Genomic DNA, 17,410 nt, shown 5'->3' on the forward strand with positions numbered 1-17,410 from the left:
AATGATTTAGATACTATATCATTTGAGGCTTACAATATTCTTATGCTAATAATAAGAAAGATCCTATAAAATAAAATTTTTATAGGATCTTTCCTTTTAATATTGCTTTATCAAATTCACGGGCGGGGCAACTACCTTACTACTTTTCACATCATATAATCCTATAGGTGTTACTCGTATAAAAGGCAAGTGCGTCGCAGAAAAGAATAAAATGGTAAATGCCGGATCATTATAAGCATAGCCTCGCTCTTGTAGTAATTTCACCATCGGTTTCTCTTCCTGTATTAATTCACTCATTTTTAAATTAGACATAATACCGAGCAACGGCAATGCTATTTCGTGTAACACTTCATTGTTTTCTGCTATGACCAGTCCACCACCGAGCTCTTTTACTCTACGAAAAGCTGTAAGCATATCTTCTTTCCTTTTTCCGATAAGAATGATGTCACCTGTACCAGAATAAGAACTTACAAGACCTCCTAATTCATTTACAAAACCTTTCACAACTGTATTCACTCGCCAAGTACCATCACGGGCAATCATCATTAGGAAACATTCATCATGTTCCATGGAAAGTTCATCACAGTCTAAATCGATTTCGCTAACATATGGTTTTGTTATAACATTGTTTAACAAATGTATACCCGTTTTATCAGAAAAAATCATATCTTCTTTTTCTATGGTCCAGTCTAAAGTTAATGGAGTTACTTTAAAGTTACTCCACTCTATAAGTAATGAATCATTTTTGTTTACTCCGTCACGCTTCACCCATTTTCCCTTTGCAATTATACTAATTGGCACCGGATTTTCTTTACTTTCCAAAATATTAATATTGGCGATTCTCCCCGTTGCAATGGAGCCATGTAAATGCTCCATATTATAATAACGAGCAATGTTATAGCTTGCCATATGGTAAGCATCTATTGCCGGAATTCCTTGCTCAATCGCTATTTCTATCAACCTATTCGTCATTCCATTTTCATAAAATGACGGATGTGAACCGTCTGTTGTAAAAATGAATCTATCAAATTGCTTAACACCTAATTCTAGTAGTTCTTTCAATAAAACTTCTAAATCTGGACGGATTGAAGAATTTCTAAGGGAAACAGTGTAACCTTGCATAAGGCGAGTGAAAGCTTCCTGTCCTGTCATCGCTTCATGATCGCAATCCGTACCTAACAACTTTAACTTTGCTAAAGTCGTTTCAGACGCTCCTGGAAAATGACCTTCTACTTTCTTCTGTAATCGTTTTGTTTCCTGTACCCAATTTAACATTTCCTCATCGCCATGTAGTAGTTTTGGCCATGCTGTTAACTCACCGCCTTGAAGAACTGCTTCATGCTTTAGCCACTCTATTATTTCTTCACTATTAAATACAGATTCCCCGTTTTGCAGCTCAGTTTGTCCATCAAAACGACACCACCAATACATACTTGCCGGAATCTTTTTAAATTCATCTAATAAACGAAATGCTTCTTCACGTTGTAATGTGAAAAATAAAGTTAAATTATCATTAATAAAAGTTGTCGTCCCAAATTGCATCGCATGATTCGCTAACGTCTCTGGATTATACAATTGATATGGATGTGCATGTGGTTCTATGTAACTAGGAACTACATACTTTCCATCGCAATCAATCACTTCACATTCACTTAGTTGCTCTGGCAGTTGCTCCCCTACGTATACAATTCGATCATTATATATCCAAATGTTCGCTGTCATCCACTCGCACATATAGGAATTTAAATACGTTGCATTCTTTAATAAAATGTGCGGACTTCTCTTGCCATCTAATACTTCGACATGCTCTCGTAATTGTTTATTACTCCATTTAAAATGATTTTGTCCCATTGTATTCAACTCCAAATCAACTCATAATTATTTTGATTAAAACGAGAAATATTTAACTAACTAAAGTATTTCCCATTCATAACTCCCCAATTGGCACCCCTATATCCTTCATTATATGGAACAATTTCAAAAATAACAATTTTCAGAACTATCTGCATACCTCTTTTATCTAAAATAAAAAGAATGTCATGCAACTGACATCCTTTTTATTTTTATCGTAAGCATTAAGATTGATTTTAACTTTGAAATACACTTGATGCCATATCATAAATGCAACTACTGTCCATAGTTGCGAACTTAAAAAAGCACCTCTTTTAAATACAACTATAACAAAATTCCATTCATTTTCTTTTCATCTATTTATTAAATTCAATTTGCATCATTTTATTAAACTGCGAAACAATATCGACCTCATCTAAAGAGTTAATACTGACAGCCAATGTATGTTTACCACCAATTACTCCGCCAGCAAAAGTTGTAAACCCGGGAATTCCTCCTCCGTGACCCCAAACTGAAACACCGTTTGGAAGTTTAGTCTCATAGATTCCAAGACCATACCCATCACCAACCGCTTTTCCTTCTACAGGAACTGTAGTAAGCATTTCTTTTAGCTCTCGTTCCTTCAATAACTTACCACTGAGTAAAGATGAAAAGAATTTATTTAAATCATCCGCATTAGAAATCATATCTCCAGCTGAATTAGCTAAACTCGGATTATAATACGTAATGTCTTTCAACTCGCTCGTTCCTTCGGTTTTCACATACCCACGAGCATGATTCTTTCCTGGGATGACAGGTGAATTACCTGGTAAAAACGTATTTGACAAGTCCAAAGGTTCAATAATTCGCTTTTCGATTTCTTCCGCATAACTATTACCAGTTATTTTTTCAGTAAGCATTCCTAGTATTACGTATCCTGTGTTTGAATACGACCAGCCTTTACCTGGCGAAAAATCCGGAGGCAGCGCAAGTCCTATTTTCACTATTTCTTCTGCTGTATACGTTTTTTTCGAATTCATTATGTCAGCATCTTTTGACTTTAAATATTCAGCTATACCACTCGTATGATTCAAAAGTTGGCGTATCGTAATTTGATTACCATCATACCCATTTCCTTGAATGAGGCCCGGTAGCCACTTTTCAATTGAATCGTCAAGTTGAACGCGATTTTCTCCAACTAATTGCAGAACAGTCGTGGCAGTAAAAGTTTTCGTCACACTACCAACCCGAAAGCGATAATCTGATTTCACCGGTTTCTTTGTACTTAAATCTGCTACGCCAGCAGTATAACTACTAGTTTTTCCGTTATTATACGCCTTAGCTAATATCCCTGGAGCGCCAAGCTGTACTGTTTCCTGCATTACTCGCTTCCAACCATTCCGATTCTTTTGATCATGCGCTTTTGACAAATTAGAGATATTTTGAGTAGACTCCGCTTTCACAGTAAAACCTGGTGTGATTAGAGTAGTACCCGCCAATAAAACTGCCAAACTTGCTACCTTAATTGAATTACATTTTTTCATAAGGCTTTCTCTCCTCCATTAATATCGGATTGATTCAAGCTATACTTTCATCCTATATGATAAATCTCTCTTTTTTCTTATCCATTCCTTACGAAATACTTACGTTTAAATTTAAATACGGTAAACTGAGGAAGAGTTATGCATGCAAATAAAAAGAGAACATGTTTTCATTTTTTATGTAAACATGTTCTCATAAACATTTAAAATTCTATATCAACTTGTCATTCTATTCTTTACACAACTAATCTAAATTCCTTTTTACCAGCCCGCACTAGCATTCATACCATTTCCAATAATAGAAAGTAATAGCGGCCATAATACTGGTCCCAATGTAAGAAATACATTTAGAAGTATGAGCATTTTATATCCAACGGTGAAATTGTGATTTTTACGATTAACAAATACTAAACTGATTAATGATATTATAGTCGTTAAAAATAATACTAACATTAGCAACCAATACCACACCATTAAACTAAGACTCCATGGTGTTAATAGCTCATGTATGATACAAAATGAGATTCCTAATACAGCAAAACTAAAACTAGTCACCGATGTTTTTATAAGCCATTTATTTATTTTTTTATCGTATGTATTTTTACAATATAAATCTATTAAAGTATATAAAGATAAATATGCCATTAATACACCTATCCAAGACAATAACCAGTCTCCGTCCCCTTTGAATAATACGTACAGTAACCAACACATACCTACTGCAGAAAAAACAAAGGAAATAAGTATGCTTTTTAATACCGATTTCATTACATTTTCACACCCTTAAAAAACCAAAAATTAATTATAATTTATAAAAATTAAGTATAGGTTAACATGTAATGAAGTATAAGTAAATAAAGTTAATTTTGTTTACCTATTTGAATACGGTTTCATATAAGAAAATAATTCATGTTAATCAAATTTCCATATAAAAAAGAAAAGGTGGATATTTATGTATCCACCTTCCCATCTCCCTCTACCCACTTCATTATTTCTTCCACATCTAAATCCGTATACGTCTTTTCACCATAACGAACAGACTCATATAACGAGATAATATCCCTTGTTCTACAAATTCTTTTTAACCATTGTTGCATCGTTTCATAGGACCTTCTCTGTTCATGAAATGGTAATGTTCTTTCCCATTCAACTAACGTTTTTCTTATCTTATCTGTCGGTAACGGCTGTTCTAACTGATGAATGACTTTTTCATTCTTTATGCTTCTTACCGCAGTTTGCTTTGTGATCGATTCTTTCTCCTGTACTATTTCTGTTTTCGTCAACCTTTTCCTAATATACTTGTAGATGGCATATATAATTGATATTGCGATTATTACATAAAAAACTATAGTAATCCATGCATTTGAAAGAACAGAAAGCACGTCACTCCATAGACTTTCTCTTTCGAAAGGCTGAAATTTTCTATCCGTTTTCGTTCTTATACCTGTATCTCCTACTTCTTCATCTTCATCTTTTTCGGACTCATCTAAATTTCCCCCTATACTAGTAACATCATAATTTCTTTCCGATATTGTCTTAGTCTCACTGGAAAAACGTTCTTTCACTATATCTTGTATATACACCACACCTTGTGATAACGTGATTGCACTAACCGCAAAGAAAAGTATAATTAAAGCTCTTACACTCCACAACTTCACTTTCATATGTCGCTCTTTATTAGCCATGAAATAAACCCCTTCTTATTCTTTCATTACAACCCATTTATTCGTTCTACTGTATTTCTTTGGTGAAGTACCAATAATTAAAGGAACCGCATCCAGTTCCTTTCGACGAAAACCAGCTGTGTAAAAATAAGAAGAAGATATAGGCGTATCTTGGTCTGATATCGAGGCAAGTATCCTTAATACATTTTGCAAATGTTTCCGATTATCCCCATTTTTTATATGTAGCAAACCGTTATCTTTTACACTATTGATCCATACTTCAAATGAACAGTTTTGCATGAGCAATTGTTTACATATACCCGCCGTTAATTCGATTAGTTCCTCTGTATCATTTCGCAAAGAAACACCACTTTTATTTTGCAAGTTGAGATAAATCGCGTATTTATCACATTGTGTTCGCTCATACTTTTTCGCAGTTATCGTCCCTGTTTTCGCCGTTGCACTCCAGTGGATGGAACGAAAATCTTCATTCTCATAAGACTTCACTCCCATTACTTTCGTTTCATCATATAGCGGTGATGACATCGCTTTTCGAAATCCTCGTGACCATTCTTGTAATTCCGGAACTTGTATTTTCGGAACAGCTGGTAAGACTAAATAAGAGGGCGTATCAACTTGTTTATATGTTATATGGTTCGTTATAAATCCAAAGAGATCGGTAATCACAATTTCAACTTCTTCCCATTTCGCGATGCCTCTTTTTAACGCTACAGCTTGCAAATCAAATGAAACTGACTCCTTTCCTTTTAAATTAAAATTCATATAATAATTTGAACCTGTACTATGATTTTTGTTTATTTCATCATGATTCCAAGTTAGCTTATTTTCACATTTAAATCGAAATACGATATTAAGAATAGGAAATATCGACTTGTTTGAAATTTTCATTTTGCACATATTCGTTTCACCTATAAAAACGTTCGAATTCCCCTGACTGTATTCCCATTCAACACGAGATACTTTACGTATATATACATGTATAGCACCTATTAAAATTACATATAAAAATACGAGAGATAAAAACAGTAGATTACTTGAAAATACACTTAAAATAACGGCTACAACTGACATAACCCCCATTACGAAAGGCTCCGCTAAAGGTGTATACACAAGCTGTTGATTCATCGTACATTCTCCACTGGCACACTAATCGTATGAAGAATTTCTTTCATAATTTGTTCTTTCGTCGTTTTCATCTCTCCCTCAATCGTTAACGTTAAACGATGAGCACAAACTGATGCAGCGAGCGTCTTAATATCATCTGGCGTACAGTAATCTCTTTCATTTAATATTGCCCGTGCTTGAATTGCTCTCATAAATGCCAACGTTCCCCGAGGGCTTACACCAATTTCAATTAACTCATGGTTACGAGTTGCTTCAATAATTTCAAGGAGATAATCTTGCACATCATTCCCTACTAACACTTCTCTTGCACGCTTTTGCATCGTAATAATTTCTTCACTTGAAATAATAGAATGTAACGTTCCTAATGGATCATTCATTTGAAACCGATTCATCATTTCCTTTTCAGCTTCTCTCGTAGGATAACCTTGGCGTATTGTGAGTAAAAACCGGTCTAACTGAGCATCTGGTAACGGAAATGTGCCCGCTGATTCGAGTGGATTTTGCGTTGCTATAACTAAAAAAGGTTCTGGTAATGAATGTGTCTGTTTCGCAATTGTAACAGTACGCTCTTCCATAACCTCAAGTAACGAAGATTGTGTTCTCGGTACAGCCCGATTAATTTCATCCACTAATACTATATTTGCAAAAATAGGCCCTAACCTTGTTTTAAATTCTGATTCCTTCACATCTAAATATTCGAGTCCAATTACATCTCCAGGTAAAGTATCCGCTGTAAATTGTATTCTTTGAAATTTAGCGTCTACACTTTTAGCCAAACTTTTCGCTAATGTTGTTTTCCCAGTCCCAGGTACATCTTCTAATAAAATGTGCCCTCTTGCTATTAGAGCAATGGCTGCTAGTTCTATCGATTCGTCTTTTCCTATAATAACCTTCGAAATATTGTTAGTAATTTTCTTTAATGTACTCATATAGTAATCTACCACCTTTTAATTATCTAAAAATTAAGAATATATTTTTTCCAAATTATAACATGTATTTCAAAGATGAAATAGAGTGAAAATGAATCTTTTATTTTTTCTTCATTGCACGCAAAAAAGCACCTATTGTCGTATATTGACAATGAGGTGCTTAACTCACGTAATTTTCATATTGGGTATTTAACACCTTATATACATTCACTATCTTTCTATTTCACTCCAAATATCAATATCACTTTCATTTAAAATCGATTTAATTTCGTCTTTCTCAAAAACTACTAAATAATTATAAGGTAAAGCTAGTACTTGAATAATTGCAGGTTTCATTTTTAATAATTCGTAGGCGTATATGGTCTCTAATTCTCCTGATACTTCTTCATTGATAGGACCTATATACCAACCCGAATCATCTTCATCACAACCACTAGATCTTTGTAAATAAAACTCTTCTTGTTGCAACACGTCTTTCGCTATCACAATCTTATCATTAAATTTTATTAATTCCCCCTCCATATTTAATCGGCGTAAGCAATATGATTGCTCAAGTTGTACCCATAATGCAATCGTTAAGTCTTCCGTCGTATCTTTAAAAGGATTTTTAGTATAATCCCGGGTAATAATTTGATAATACTCTTCATACTTATATAAACTATAAACAGACCATCCAATTTGTATTGAAAATCCATCTATTAATTTATCTTCTACTTTAGATAATAAATTAAATAGTGTTTCTACATGAAAAATTAAAGGTTCTTCTACTTTAGCTTTTATATTTTTATTACCTATATTTTTGATTATTGTTTTCAAATAAATGTTCTCCACTTCTATTGAATTTGCTCACTCAATCTACATTCCTCAACTTGCCTTATATAGACTTTCGTTATAAACACCAATAATATTTCTAATATTAAAACTCTTCTCCCCACACTACTGTATTTCCTATTTCTAACTCGACATAATATTCTCGACCTTCAATTGGATTTTCTCCATTCCAACTACCTTTTCTATGTCGTGCCAACTACTACGTTAAAACTTACGAATTTGTACGAGTTCATTAGTTTAATATACATTCCATCTGTTTATATTCATCCCCCAGTAAAATATCATCTTGCCTAAGCTCGTACTTCTTTTTCTTTTCTATCATTGTACATAGTACTCTATGATGGTTCAACCATCATAGAGTACTGACTTTCAAACACCCTTTCACTTTCTTATTCCACTTAAAGACTCTCTTTTTCACTCTTGATCATCATAAGCATCTCCAAGCGATTCAAATTCACTCTTTAGCCAATACCAATATTGTCCATTGTTCTTAATAAGTTTTTCAAGTAATTCAGTGAATGAAGTTGCGATAATTTGCGTCTCCCCAACTATTCCATGTCGATCAAAGAAACTATCATAACATCTACCTAATCTCTCTTCACTAAGATCTATTGTTAAATATTCACCCTTACCATCATTGCATATAATATACCAATTTGATGAAATATCTTCTTCACATAACTCTCCTACAATTACGGGATTAGCCAAAATAAACTCCTCTGGGGTAACAATATGAATAGGATATTCCTCATTTTCAAATAAAGTTAGACCACCACAAAGACTATAAAATTCTTTTAAATCGCCTGGTAGCATATGCTTATTCTTATCAATTATCGGTAATTCTGTAGGCTCCTGAACTCGACAATTAGGTAATGATTTTACTTTTTTAATCAACTGATTAATATTTTCCATCTAAATTACTCCCTAAAATTATATTGATTAAAGGCCCTTTAATACTCTTGTCTAGCTAAACGTGGTACATTCGCAGCATTAAACATTTTTTCCGTCAATTCTTGTATTTCTTTTGGTGAAACAGATTTCCAATCTACTTTACCTCCAACTTTTTTCCCTGTTTTTTCAAAGAGTCATTGTCTATAAACAGCTTTAGTAGCATTGTGTTGCTCTTTAGTTAAAGCTTGGAGTATTCGCCCCTCTACTAACATAATCAGGGACATTATGTTTAGCCCATACATCCATAACGCCATGATGATTTTCTAATGGTGAATTGCTTGGCCTATACGGTACTATATCGTATGGTTCTGTAGTCTTACCATCTTTAGACTTCGCAAACTTATAATAAGCTTCTATCAATTCGCCTTGAGGTATTTTGGTTACGAAAGTTCCACCAACACTAGAGAATGCATAGGAAGCATTTCTCTTAAATGATTGTAACATTTCAAACGTAGTCTTCAATTCTTTCGCTAGTTTTACTGCATTAGCAAATGTACTTACTCCACTTGATGCTTTTGCTCCTTTTGTGATATGGCCTACTTTATTTAGTGCCCTATCGCCTAATATTGTGGTAACTATTTGTGTTAATCTCAGGAGTAATATAATATTTGTTTTAAAATGGTAGAAAAAGAAATCAACACTTATGAATTGTAGTTTCATTTAATAGATAACTATTATTCTGTAAGTTTTGTCGCTATATTTGAATATCAATTTACTATTATAAGTTTTGATTTACATGTGAAATTTTCAAAAAGTAAAACCTTTTAGTTTACTAAAAAACCTTGAAAGGCATTTAGCCAGTCAAGGTTTTTAACTTACTTTAAAAAATCTAATATTGAATTTACACTTTCTTCAAAACGACTTGGGTTTCTTTCTTTAATACTAGTTAATTGAGAAACAACATATTTCTGAATATCATTGTTTAATGTAGGGATGATTTTTTTATAAATATTCCTCGATGGTTCATGATTCAATATTCTTTTGTGAAGTATCTTTAACCATTCCTTAGCATGAGGAATCATCTTAGGAATAGAATTAGCTAACACTTTCAGCGAAACTTCAGAACTAACAATCTTGTCATACGACTCTATAGCATGAATTAAACCAAACATTACTTCATCATTTTCAGTTAAATCATCAAAGCCTTGACACAATACTTCTATATGGTTAACATCCTCCATTTCTAAAATATTCCCAATAGATTTTTCAAATTTTTCTACTTCATTCTCATCTCTTAATAAACGACTATTCTTTAATTCGGTAAGTTCGACTAAAATGTCCAACTTTCCCCACCTCCTATTGTCTGTCAAAAATATTTGGGTACTTTGTTTTATTTAATTTTATTACTTCCAATAGTCCTGAACGTATCTCAGGAGTGTAAAGTCCTTCTTTTATATAAATATTCCTTGCATCAATTATATCACGTGCTAAAGCGTCACGTGGTTCAAGGTTAAGATAGGCATCTAATTTCTTACCAGTCATTCCGTATGTTTCAGTTTGACGGTGTCTGCCCCCTTTCCCTGGATGAGGGTGCTCCATATTCATACTTACTCCATCATTTTTATGTACCTCTGCTTTTGTTTTCATATATTTTGCAGACGGCATATGGTGAGGAGTTATATTGTCTCCACGTGTTCCTGCATCAATTAATTCTTCATATGTTCCAACTTTCCCTTCACCTGGTAGTAAAGGATTATCTATCCCCTTAGCAACCCCCGCACTCCCAGACGTTGCTTTCTTCACATCTCCAACCTTTTTTAAATCATGAAGTTTATCAACTATTTTTACACCTTTCCCATATGGAGTCATCATCCCAACTGCTAGGAGTTTTTCACCATAGGTAGCTTCTGGGTCAAAGAGTGTGAAAAGATCACCAAAGAGAAAATCGAATCCAAACTTCGCCACACCAATTAAAAAAGGATCGAGTACTGGTCTTTTACCACCGACTGGCTGGCCAAAAATGTTATGCTCCATTTCATAATCATCGGTTTCAACTTGGAAATCCTCACCTATATTCCCTTTTATTGTACCATTTTTAATTCCTTCAAGATATTTTTGTGTCGCTTGTATCTCTTCTTTTGTAAATCTATTGTTGATAGATATATTTTCGCTACTTATTCCTTCAATGTCGTTATACACATTGTGCTCTAAGTCTACGCTTTTTCCAATACCATTGTCAGATTTCCGTATTTTCTCTTCTATAATTATTTGAATTTGCTTTGCCCATTCCATATTTAACTTTTCACTATGAAACGTCCCACTCACAGGACTAAATCCTTTCCCGCTTTGCACTTCAGCGAGTCCGGCTGTGATGCTAGCTGCTAATTGGAGAGCGGTGCTGTAGTTGTTGCTGGATGAATGATTGAATTCATATAAATGCTCTAGTTTTTCTTCCAGTTTTTTTCTCATTGTACCTAATACCGTTACAATTGCACCTACTCCGGGCATTGGTGTAAGTACTTCTATTGCTTCTATACTTGTAATCGATTGATTAATTCCCCTTATTTGTTCTCTTATTTCTTGTTCAATCACATCTGTCGAAGCAACTTTCGCTTGGAACTCATTTGGAAATGCTTCATTTTGGCGAATTAATTCTTCACATAAGCATATGATTCCTTGCGCTAATGGCCGAAATGTTTGGACAAGGTAGGCTTTTGCACTACTGTATGTTTGTCCTTGTAATACTGTGTCTATCGCAAATGCATCAATAGATTGAATGGCTTGTTCCATACTTTGAATCGTAGCATTACATATAGCGTTCATTCTTTGAGTTTGACTTTGTACTTCTCCCAAATACATGTTTAAACTCATGTATTGGCCTCCCTTTGTAGTTGCTGCTATTCATAGGAAAGGTCGTTTTCTTTCTCACTGAGATGCCGTTTTTCTTTAAGCAACGTCTCCTTTTCATTTTCTAATTCGAATGTAAGTTTTCTTTCATACTGTCCGATTTCTTGCCGCATATTCGTAAAAAAGTGAAATACTTCTTTTTCGCCGTGCCAAGTTTCTAGTATTCGGTTAAATAAACGATTGCTTCTATTTTTCCATTCATGAAAACTAGCCTCAGCTCGTTCTTGATTTTGCAGCGCAATTCGGTTTTTATTTTGTTCTTCAAATATAATTCGTAATTTTTGATTACATTGACTGATTCTCGTTTCAATTTCTTGACCCATCTTTTCTCCCTACCTTTTCCCCTTTACGTAGGCTGTTACATTATTGAAAAGTCTTTTGAAGTCCTGTATCCATTTTCTCAAATTCATTTGCTACGGAATGGATATTATCAATTGTTTGTTGAAAAGCAGCACAAAATTGTTTCGTGATCTGTAAATTTTGTTGATTTGCTTCTTGTGCTTTGAAGTTCACAGATAGTGTAGTACGCGTTGCCTTATTTATAGAGCGACTAGTAGCACTTTGCATTCTATTTGAAGCAGTTCTCATTTTCGTTGCAAGTTGCGTTGCTCTATGCAAATTACTTTGAAATTCTCCCATCACTTACTCCCCTCTACCTTTTATTCACAAGAAAATTATACCATGGAAAAATATTCCAATAAACTGAATGTTCGAACTTGACATTCAATTCATCGATGTTAGTAAGGAGAAAAGCAACACTTATCTTTCAACATAACTGTTTCGAAAGTCGCTTCCACTTATACAAAAAAAGATGACCTCAGCCATTCGCTAAAGTCATCTTTTTCTAACTTATTATTTCACTAACTCTCCATTATAAGCTTTTATATCAAGCGGAGCAGTTAAAAATTGTGCTGCTTTACTAACGAAAGATGTGAAGTGTTCACTCGTATTATGGCTCGCAACTGCTGCTTCATCTTTCCATACTTCTACCATCGTATAAACACTTTCTTTTTCTGAATCTTTATATAAGTCATAAGATACATTTCCACTTTCTTCTCTTGAACCATGAATGAGTGGCTGAATTTCTTCTAAAAATGCTTGTTGTTTCGCTGGATCTACTTGAAATATTGCGTGAATAATAATCATGGTGCTTCCCCTCTCATCTTTCACTTATTGAAGTTCTTTTATAAAATTATTTCCACTCTGCAACTTTTTCAATTGGAAGACGCACTGATTGGTAACCACTGTCAGCAGCTTTCCCGATTGAAATTAGCATTACTGGTACGTAGCGTTCTTTATCTAATCCGAAAGCTTCTGCAATTTGGCCTTTTTCAAATCCACCAATTGGACAAGTGTCATAACCGTGCGCACGAGCTGCTAGCATAAATTGCATCGCTACAAGACCACCATCAATTAATACTGTATCTTTCATTACTTCTGGTGTAACCATAGAGAAGTAAGCTGAAAGTTTTTTCATTTGATCTTCTTTTACTTCTGCTGGCATAAGTCCACGCTCTACTGCTGTACCGTAAATTTCTTCTGCGTTATCGAAGTTGTTTAAATCACCAAATAAAGCGATCATTGCTGAAGATGTTTCTACTTGAGATTGATTGAATTTCGCAAGTGGCGCAAGTGTTGCTTTCGCTTCGTCACTTTCAATCACTACGAATCTCCATGGTTGCATGTTTACTGAAGATGGTGCAAGTGTTGCTTCTGTAAGAATTTCAGTCATTTCTTCTTTACTAATTTTCACTGAAGGGTCGTACTTACGAATAGAACGGCGTCCTGTTAAAATTTCGTTAAAATCATTTGTTTTTACTGAGTTAGTCATAGTTGTATTCTCCCTTTTTTATAATTCTTTTATATTTTCTTGAATGTGATTTAACATATTTAAAAGATTATCGCGTTCTTCCTCACTTAATCCTTTAAAGGCAGATGCTGCAAAACGTTCTTTTTCCTCTTGAAACGCTTGAATTTTATTTCGCCCCTCTTCAGTAAGAGAAACTAACGTAATTCTGTTATCATCTGGATTTTTACGTCTTACAATCATTTCATTTGCTTCAAGCTGCTTTAAATGCCTTGTTATCGCAGCATTATCAATATTCACTTCTTGTTGAAGTGCTTTTTGACTAATTTCACCTACTTCAAATAATTGAAGTATAAGTTCTAATCGAGACTGGCTCATACCCGTACACCCTTCAAATTTCGAACTTACTTCTTTATTTAGAAAGTGTAATTTATATAAAATAATCGCTTCTTTTGAGCATGAACTTGTCAAATTACCCCTCCTTTACATCCAAATCAAAAACGTTTGATGTATCAATAGTTGATATGTCAATTAATATAATCTATATCGATTTAGAATGCAAGCATTTTGTTTTCATTCTATTTTTTCCAAATTAAGGCGCTTTGTAGCGTTACAAAAAATGTAAATTACATTATAATAGTAATAATTTAAATGACTGGAGAGTGATTGTAATGCGGCAATACACAAATAGAAATGAGGAAATGAAAATGGAAAATGAAATGAGGATATTTATATATGACAACAATAAATATAGGGATTGTCGCGCACGTAGACGCTGGCAAGACGAGTTTGACTGAGCGTATTCTTTATGAAACGAATGTGATTAAAGAAATTGGCCGAGTTGATAGTGGTAATACGCAAACTGACTCAATGGAATTAGAAAGACAACGCGGAATTACGATTAAAGCATCTGTCGTTTCTTTCTTTATTGATGATGTAAAAGTAAATGTCATTGATACACCTGGACACGCTGATTTTATCGCTGAAGTGGAGCGATCATTCCGCGTTCTAGACGGTGCGATTTTAGTTATCTCTGCCGTTGAAGGTGTGCAAGCACAAACAAAAATTTTAATGCAAACATTACAGAAACTAAGCATACCGACTATTTTATTCGTTAATAAAATTGATCGTAGTGGCGCAAACACCGAAAAAGTCATGAAACAAATAAAAGAGGTTCTTTCAAATGAAGCATTCCCCTTCTACTCTGTTCTAAACGAAGGAACGAAAGAAGCCCGGATCATTGAATACAAATCATATGACGATTGTATGGAACTGTTAGCACCATTTAATGAATCATTACTTGAATCATATGTAAATAACGAAATAATACCGGACGCACTATTAAGAGAAAAACTAGAACAGCAAATACAGCAAGCAAATGTGTATCCAATCTTTTTCGGCTCAGCAATGACAGGTATAGGAGTAACTGAACTACTTGAAAAACTTCCTGCCCTAATGCCAGCTCATACATCGGTACAAGAGGAACTATTATCCGGTGTTGTTTTTAAAATTGAACGTGAACCTTCTGGAGAAAAGGTTGCTTATGTAAGAGTTTTTTCAGGTAGCTTACACGTTAGAAAATATGTTGATATACAGCGCAGTCAGTCTCTATCTCACAAAGAAAAGATAAAAAAAATGTGCCTATTTCATAATGGAGATGCCGTTCAAACTTCTACCGTTCCTAGCGGTGAATTTTGTAAAGTATGGGGACTGAGTGATATTAAAATTGGTGATATTATCGGTGAACGGACAGATTATATAAAGGATATTCACTTTGCCGAACCGCAAATGGAAGCTGCCATTGATGCTGTACCTAAAGAGAGAATTCATGATTTATACGCTGCACTTATGGAACTATGTGAAGAAGATCCACTTATTAAAGTGTGGAAAGATGATGTTCATAATGAACTTTATATTCGCCTTTTCGGTGAAGTACAAAAAGAGGTTATCGAAACAATACTTTATGAGAAATATAACTTACAGGTTACTTTCTCAAATACGCGAGTTGTATGTATTGAAAAGCCAATTGACATTGGAAATTCCGTTGAAGTCATGGGTGAAAAAGCGAATACATTTTACGCAACAGTCGGATTCAAAGTTGAACGTGGTGAACTTAATTGTGGCATAACATATAAATTAGGTGTTGAGCTCGGCTCACTACCTTTAGCATTCCATAAAGCGATTGAGGATACGGTATTTCAAACGTTAAAACAAGGATTATATGGATGGGAAGTTACAGATATTATCGTCACGTTAACACATACTGGTTATGCTAGTCCTGTTACAACAGCGAGTGACTTTAGAAATTTGACACCGATCGTATTAATGGATGCTTTAAAGCAAGCTGAAACATATGTATATGAACCAGTAAATGAGTTTGAATTAACTGTACCGGAGTACGCAATTAGTACTGCAATGTATAAACTCGCTGCCGTTCCAGCAACTTTTGCAGAGCCTATATTCAATAACAATGCTTATCAGTTAACAGGATCATTACCTGTTGCGAAAACAGAGAGTTTCAAACGAATACTACATTCATTTACAGAAGGAGAAGGCATATTTACAACGAAGCCAGCTGGTTTCACAAAGCTTATGGCTCCCTTCCCTACTCGAAAACGTGTTGACTTTAATCCGCTGAATCGAAAGGATTATTTGCTTCATGTGTTGAAGGCTTATTAATCCAAACAACTAATAAGCGCCCTCTAGTATGATACTTTTCCTTACTAGAGGGCGCCTTTTTATATACAAACTTAAGGTAAAGCTGGTTCAAACTCTCCTGTAATTGTTTGAAATCCATTATTGCTCTCATATTCCTGTTTCCGCTCTAACCCGAATTTTTCTAAAATCGGAAGGTCATTTGTGGAAAATACATAACTAGTTTCAAACGCAACGTGTTCGTGCCATGCCCAGTTTGGTACAACAAAGAAGTCTCCTTTAGACCAATCGAAGCGAACACCATTAATAATTGTATATCCTGCCCCTTCATGCACATGGTAGATTGATGCATGTGTATGGCGATGTGCTTTTCCTCTGAATCCCTTCGGCAATTTTTGCATCCAAGCTGCAATCGTTGGACATGCTGTCTCACCGTTTGATGGATTTATATATTCAACCGCATAACCATCGTAAGCATCTGGCTCAAAACGGCTTAATCCGTTAAGCGCTGCTTCCGTTCCTGCCCATTTGTAGGAACTAAGAGGGGCTTTCTTTGTATATCGGTCCGAAACCGGTCGAACCATTCCACCTTCATAACGCTGAGCAGTATAATTATCCGGCACATTTGGCTGTTCAATTTTCTCTGGATACGGCTCAAAGAACGTACCACCGAGATAATAAATAGTCGGTATATCAAGGCAATCCATCCAAATCATCGGTTTGTCACCTGTGTGGCCATGTCCATGCCACAGTCCATTTGGAGTTGTTAAGAAGTCTCCTCGTTCCATGAAAATACGCTCTCCTTGCACAATTGAGTAAGCCCCTTCTCCTTCCATGACGAAACGTAACGCATTTTGAACATGCCGATGTGACGGAGCGGTTTCTCCAGGTTGTATTAATTGAACCGCAGCATATAACGTTTGGGTAGTCGATGCCCATCCCCAAGGTTTTCTATAATTAAGTCCTGGATTTTGTAAATAGATGGCCCGGCGTTCTCCACCACGATCTGGTGTAAATATTTGCGTCGCTTCTGTTAACTTTTTATGGAGTAATTCCGCTTTCCAAAGGTATGCTTGTGCATGAGGTTCTGGTGTATGCTTCATTAAATCTGGAATAGCGTTCCATAGCGGGCCTAGATGGTATTGTTCGATATCACGATTGAAATCTTGTACCAAATCACTTTCATAAAAAGTATTTTTTTCTGCCATT

General features: G+C 34.9%; 17 protein-coding genes and 1 pseudogene. 1 reads left to right on the forward strand and 17 read right to left on the reverse strand.

The features are described 5' to 3' along the window. Positions 1 to 96: 96 nt before the first annotated feature. From ACS2MN_RS08605 to ACS2MN_RS08680, 16 genes and pseudogenes are all read right to left on the reverse strand, one after another. Entirely contained in the window at positions 97 to 1,851 is a 1,755-nt protein-coding gene (locus ACS2MN_RS08605) for an adenine deaminase C-terminal domain-containing protein (RefSeq protein WP_346994529.1), read from the reverse strand. A gap of 356 nt (positions 1,852 to 2,207) precedes the next feature. Next, the gene (locus tag ACS2MN_RS08610) at positions 2,208 to 3,374 is read right to left on the reverse strand and encodes a serine hydrolase domain-containing protein (protein ID WP_198130386.1); all 1,167 of its coding nucleotides are present in this window, start codon (positions 3,372 to 3,374) and stop codon (positions 2,208 to 2,210) included. 258 nt (positions 3,375 to 3,632) lie between these two features. Beyond that, entirely contained in the window at positions 3,633 to 4,139 is a 507-nt protein-coding gene (locus ACS2MN_RS08615) for a DUF3902 family protein (RefSeq protein ID WP_000843837.1), read from the reverse strand. 182 nt (positions 4,140 to 4,321) lie between these two features. Continuing rightward, a complete protein-coding gene (locus ACS2MN_RS08620) occupies positions 4,322 to 5,056 on the reverse strand; it encodes a hypothetical protein (RefSeq protein ID WP_001284443.1) in 735 nt (244 codons plus the stop codon). Positions 5,057 to 5,071: 15 nt separating this feature from the next. Continuing rightward, a complete protein-coding gene (locus ACS2MN_RS08625; protein ID WP_001075935.1) occupies positions 5,072 to 6,181 on the reverse strand; it encodes a DUF58 domain-containing protein in 1,110 nt (369 codons plus the stop codon). Further along, a complete protein-coding gene (locus ACS2MN_RS08630) occupies positions 6,178 to 7,110 on the reverse strand; it encodes an AAA family ATPase (RefSeq protein ID WP_000105671.1) in 933 nt (310 codons plus the stop codon). The genes ACS2MN_RS08625 and ACS2MN_RS08630 overlap by 4 nt, the downstream gene beginning before the upstream one ends. A 210-nt stretch (positions 7,111 to 7,320) precedes the next feature. After that, on the reverse strand, positions 7,321 to 7,926 hold the full coding sequence (locus tag ACS2MN_RS08635; protein ID WP_000848823.1) for an immunity protein Imm33 domain-containing protein: 606 nt from the start codon (positions 7,924 to 7,926) through the stop codon (positions 7,321 to 7,323). Positions 7,927 to 8,355: 429 nt separating this feature from the next. Further along, on the reverse strand, positions 8,356 to 8,853 hold the full coding sequence (locus tag ACS2MN_RS08640; protein WP_016134801.1) for an SMI1/KNR4 family protein: 498 nt from the start codon (positions 8,851 to 8,853) through the stop codon (positions 8,356 to 8,358). A 38-nt stretch (positions 8,854 to 8,891) separates the two neighbouring features. Next, positions 8,892 to 9,234: pseudogene (locus ACS2MN_RS08645) on the reverse strand (sugar-binding protein); the annotation flags it as partial. A gap of 473 nt (positions 9,235 to 9,707) precedes the next feature. Next, entirely contained in the window at positions 9,708 to 10,175 is a 468-nt protein-coding gene (locus ACS2MN_RS08650) for an Imm30 family immunity protein (protein ID WP_000353837.1), read from the reverse strand. A gap of 13 nt (positions 10,176 to 10,188) precedes the next feature. Continuing rightward, positions 10,189 to 11,703: a T7SS effector LXG polymorphic toxin gene (locus ACS2MN_RS08655; RefSeq protein ID WP_269755916.1), complete on the reverse strand. Its 1,515-nt coding sequence runs from the start codon at positions 11,701 to 11,703 to the stop codon at positions 10,189 to 10,191. A gap of 26 nt (positions 11,704 to 11,729) precedes the next feature. Then, positions 11,730 to 12,062: a DUF3958 family protein gene (locus ACS2MN_RS08660; RefSeq protein WP_098709480.1), complete on the reverse strand. Its 333-nt coding sequence runs from the start codon at positions 12,060 to 12,062 to the stop codon at positions 11,730 to 11,732. 40 nt (positions 12,063 to 12,102) lie between these two features. Continuing rightward, on the reverse strand, positions 12,103 to 12,378 hold the full coding sequence (locus ACS2MN_RS08665) for a TIGR04197 family type VII secretion effector (protein ID WP_000503631.1): 276 nt from the start codon (positions 12,376 to 12,378) through the stop codon (positions 12,103 to 12,105). Positions 12,379 to 12,591: 213 nt separating this feature from the next. Next, on the reverse strand, positions 12,592 to 12,885 hold the full coding sequence (locus tag ACS2MN_RS08670) for a putative quinol monooxygenase (RefSeq protein WP_000583803.1): 294 nt from the start codon (positions 12,883 to 12,885) through the stop codon (positions 12,592 to 12,594). A gap of 46 nt (positions 12,886 to 12,931) precedes the next feature. Beyond that, complete coding sequence (locus tag ACS2MN_RS08675; RefSeq protein ID WP_103591472.1) at positions 12,932 to 13,570, reverse strand: nitroreductase family protein; 639 nt, start codon at positions 13,568 to 13,570, stop codon at positions 12,932 to 12,934. An 18-nt stretch (positions 13,571 to 13,588) separates the two neighbouring features. Next, positions 13,589 to 14,017 carry a MarR family winged helix-turn-helix transcriptional regulator gene (locus tag ACS2MN_RS08680; protein ID WP_000204162.1) on the reverse strand — a complete coding sequence of 143 codons (429 nt, stop codon included), beginning with the start codon at positions 14,015 to 14,017 and terminating at the stop codon, positions 13,589 to 13,591. A 264-nt stretch (positions 14,018 to 14,281) separates the two neighbouring features. Here ACS2MN_RS08680 and ACS2MN_RS08685 point away from each other — a divergent pair, with 264 nt between their 5' ends. Beyond that, positions 14,282 to 16,225, forward strand: a complete 1,944-nt coding sequence (locus tag ACS2MN_RS08685; protein ID WP_346994527.1) for a translation factor GTPase family protein — start codon at positions 14,282 to 14,284, stop codon at positions 16,223 to 16,225. Between the two features lie 71 nt (positions 16,226 to 16,296). Here ACS2MN_RS08685 and ACS2MN_RS08690 read toward each other — a convergent pair whose 3' ends face one another. Further along, on the reverse strand, positions 16,297 to 17,409 hold the full coding sequence (locus ACS2MN_RS08690) for a cupin domain-containing protein (protein ID WP_087970854.1): 1,113 nt from the start codon (positions 17,407 to 17,409) through the stop codon (positions 16,297 to 16,299). Between the last annotated feature and the right edge of the window lies 1 nt (position 17,410).

The sequence above is a fragment of the Bacillus cereus group sp. BceL062 genome, from assembly GCF_051780025.1.
Lineage (GTDB): Bacteria > Bacillota > Bacilli > Bacillales > Bacillaceae_G > Bacillus_A > Bacillus_A toyonensis.

What these genes read in the sequence shown, in the direction of transcription:
- ACS2MN_RS08625 (WP_001075935.1), bottom strand. Translation starts at nt 6,181, where the DNA reads ATGAATCAACAGCTTGTGTATACACCTTTAGCGGAGCCTTTCGTAATG.
- ACS2MN_RS08605 (WP_346994529.1), bottom strand. Translation starts at nt 1,851, where the DNA reads ATGGGACAAAATCATTTTAAATGGAGTAATAAACAATTACGAGAGCAT.
- ACS2MN_RS08655 (WP_269755916.1), bottom strand. Translation starts at nt 11,703, where the DNA reads ATGAGTTTAAACATGTATTTGGGAGAAGTACAAAGTCAAACTCAAAGA.
- ACS2MN_RS08620 (WP_001284443.1), bottom strand. Translation starts at nt 5,056, where the DNA reads ATGGCTAATAAAGAGCGACATATGAAAGTGAAGTTGTGGAGTGTAAGA.
- ACS2MN_RS08670 (WP_000583803.1), bottom strand. Translation starts at nt 12,885, where the DNA reads ATGATTATTATTCACGCAATATTTCAAGTAGATCCAGCGAAACAACAA.
- ACS2MN_RS08615 (WP_000843837.1), bottom strand. Translation starts at nt 4,139, where the DNA reads ATGAAATCGGTATTAAAAAGCATACTTATTTCCTTTGTTTTTTCTGCA.
- ACS2MN_RS08630 (WP_000105671.1), bottom strand. Translation starts at nt 7,110, where the DNA reads ATGAGTACATTAAAGAAAATTACTAACAATATTTCGAAGGTTATTATA.
- ACS2MN_RS08685 (WP_346994527.1), top strand. Translation starts at nt 14,282, where the DNA reads ATGACAACAATAAATATAGGGATTGTCGCGCACGTAGACGCTGGCAAG.
- ACS2MN_RS08610 (WP_198130386.1), bottom strand. Translation starts at nt 3,374, where the DNA reads ATGAAAAAATGTAATTCAATTAAGGTAGCAAGTTTGGCAGTTTTATTG.
- ACS2MN_RS08660 (WP_098709480.1), bottom strand. Translation starts at nt 12,062, where the DNA reads ATGGGTCAAGAAATTGAAACGAGAATCAGTCAATGTAATCAAAAATTA.
- ACS2MN_RS08665 (WP_000503631.1), bottom strand. Translation starts at nt 12,378, where the DNA reads ATGGGAGAATTTCAAAGTAATTTGCATAGAGCAACGCAACTTGCAACG.
- ACS2MN_RS08675 (WP_103591472.1), bottom strand. Translation starts at nt 13,570, where the DNA reads ATGACTAACTCAGTAAAAACAAATGATTTTAACGAAATTTTAACAGGA.
- ACS2MN_RS08690 (WP_087970854.1), bottom strand. Translation starts at nt 17,409, where the DNA reads ATGGCAGAAAAAAATACTTTTTATGAAAGTGATTTGGTACAAGATTTC.
- ACS2MN_RS08640 (WP_016134801.1), bottom strand. Translation starts at nt 8,853, where the DNA reads ATGGAAAATATTAATCAGTTGATTAAAAAAGTAAAATCATTACCTAAT.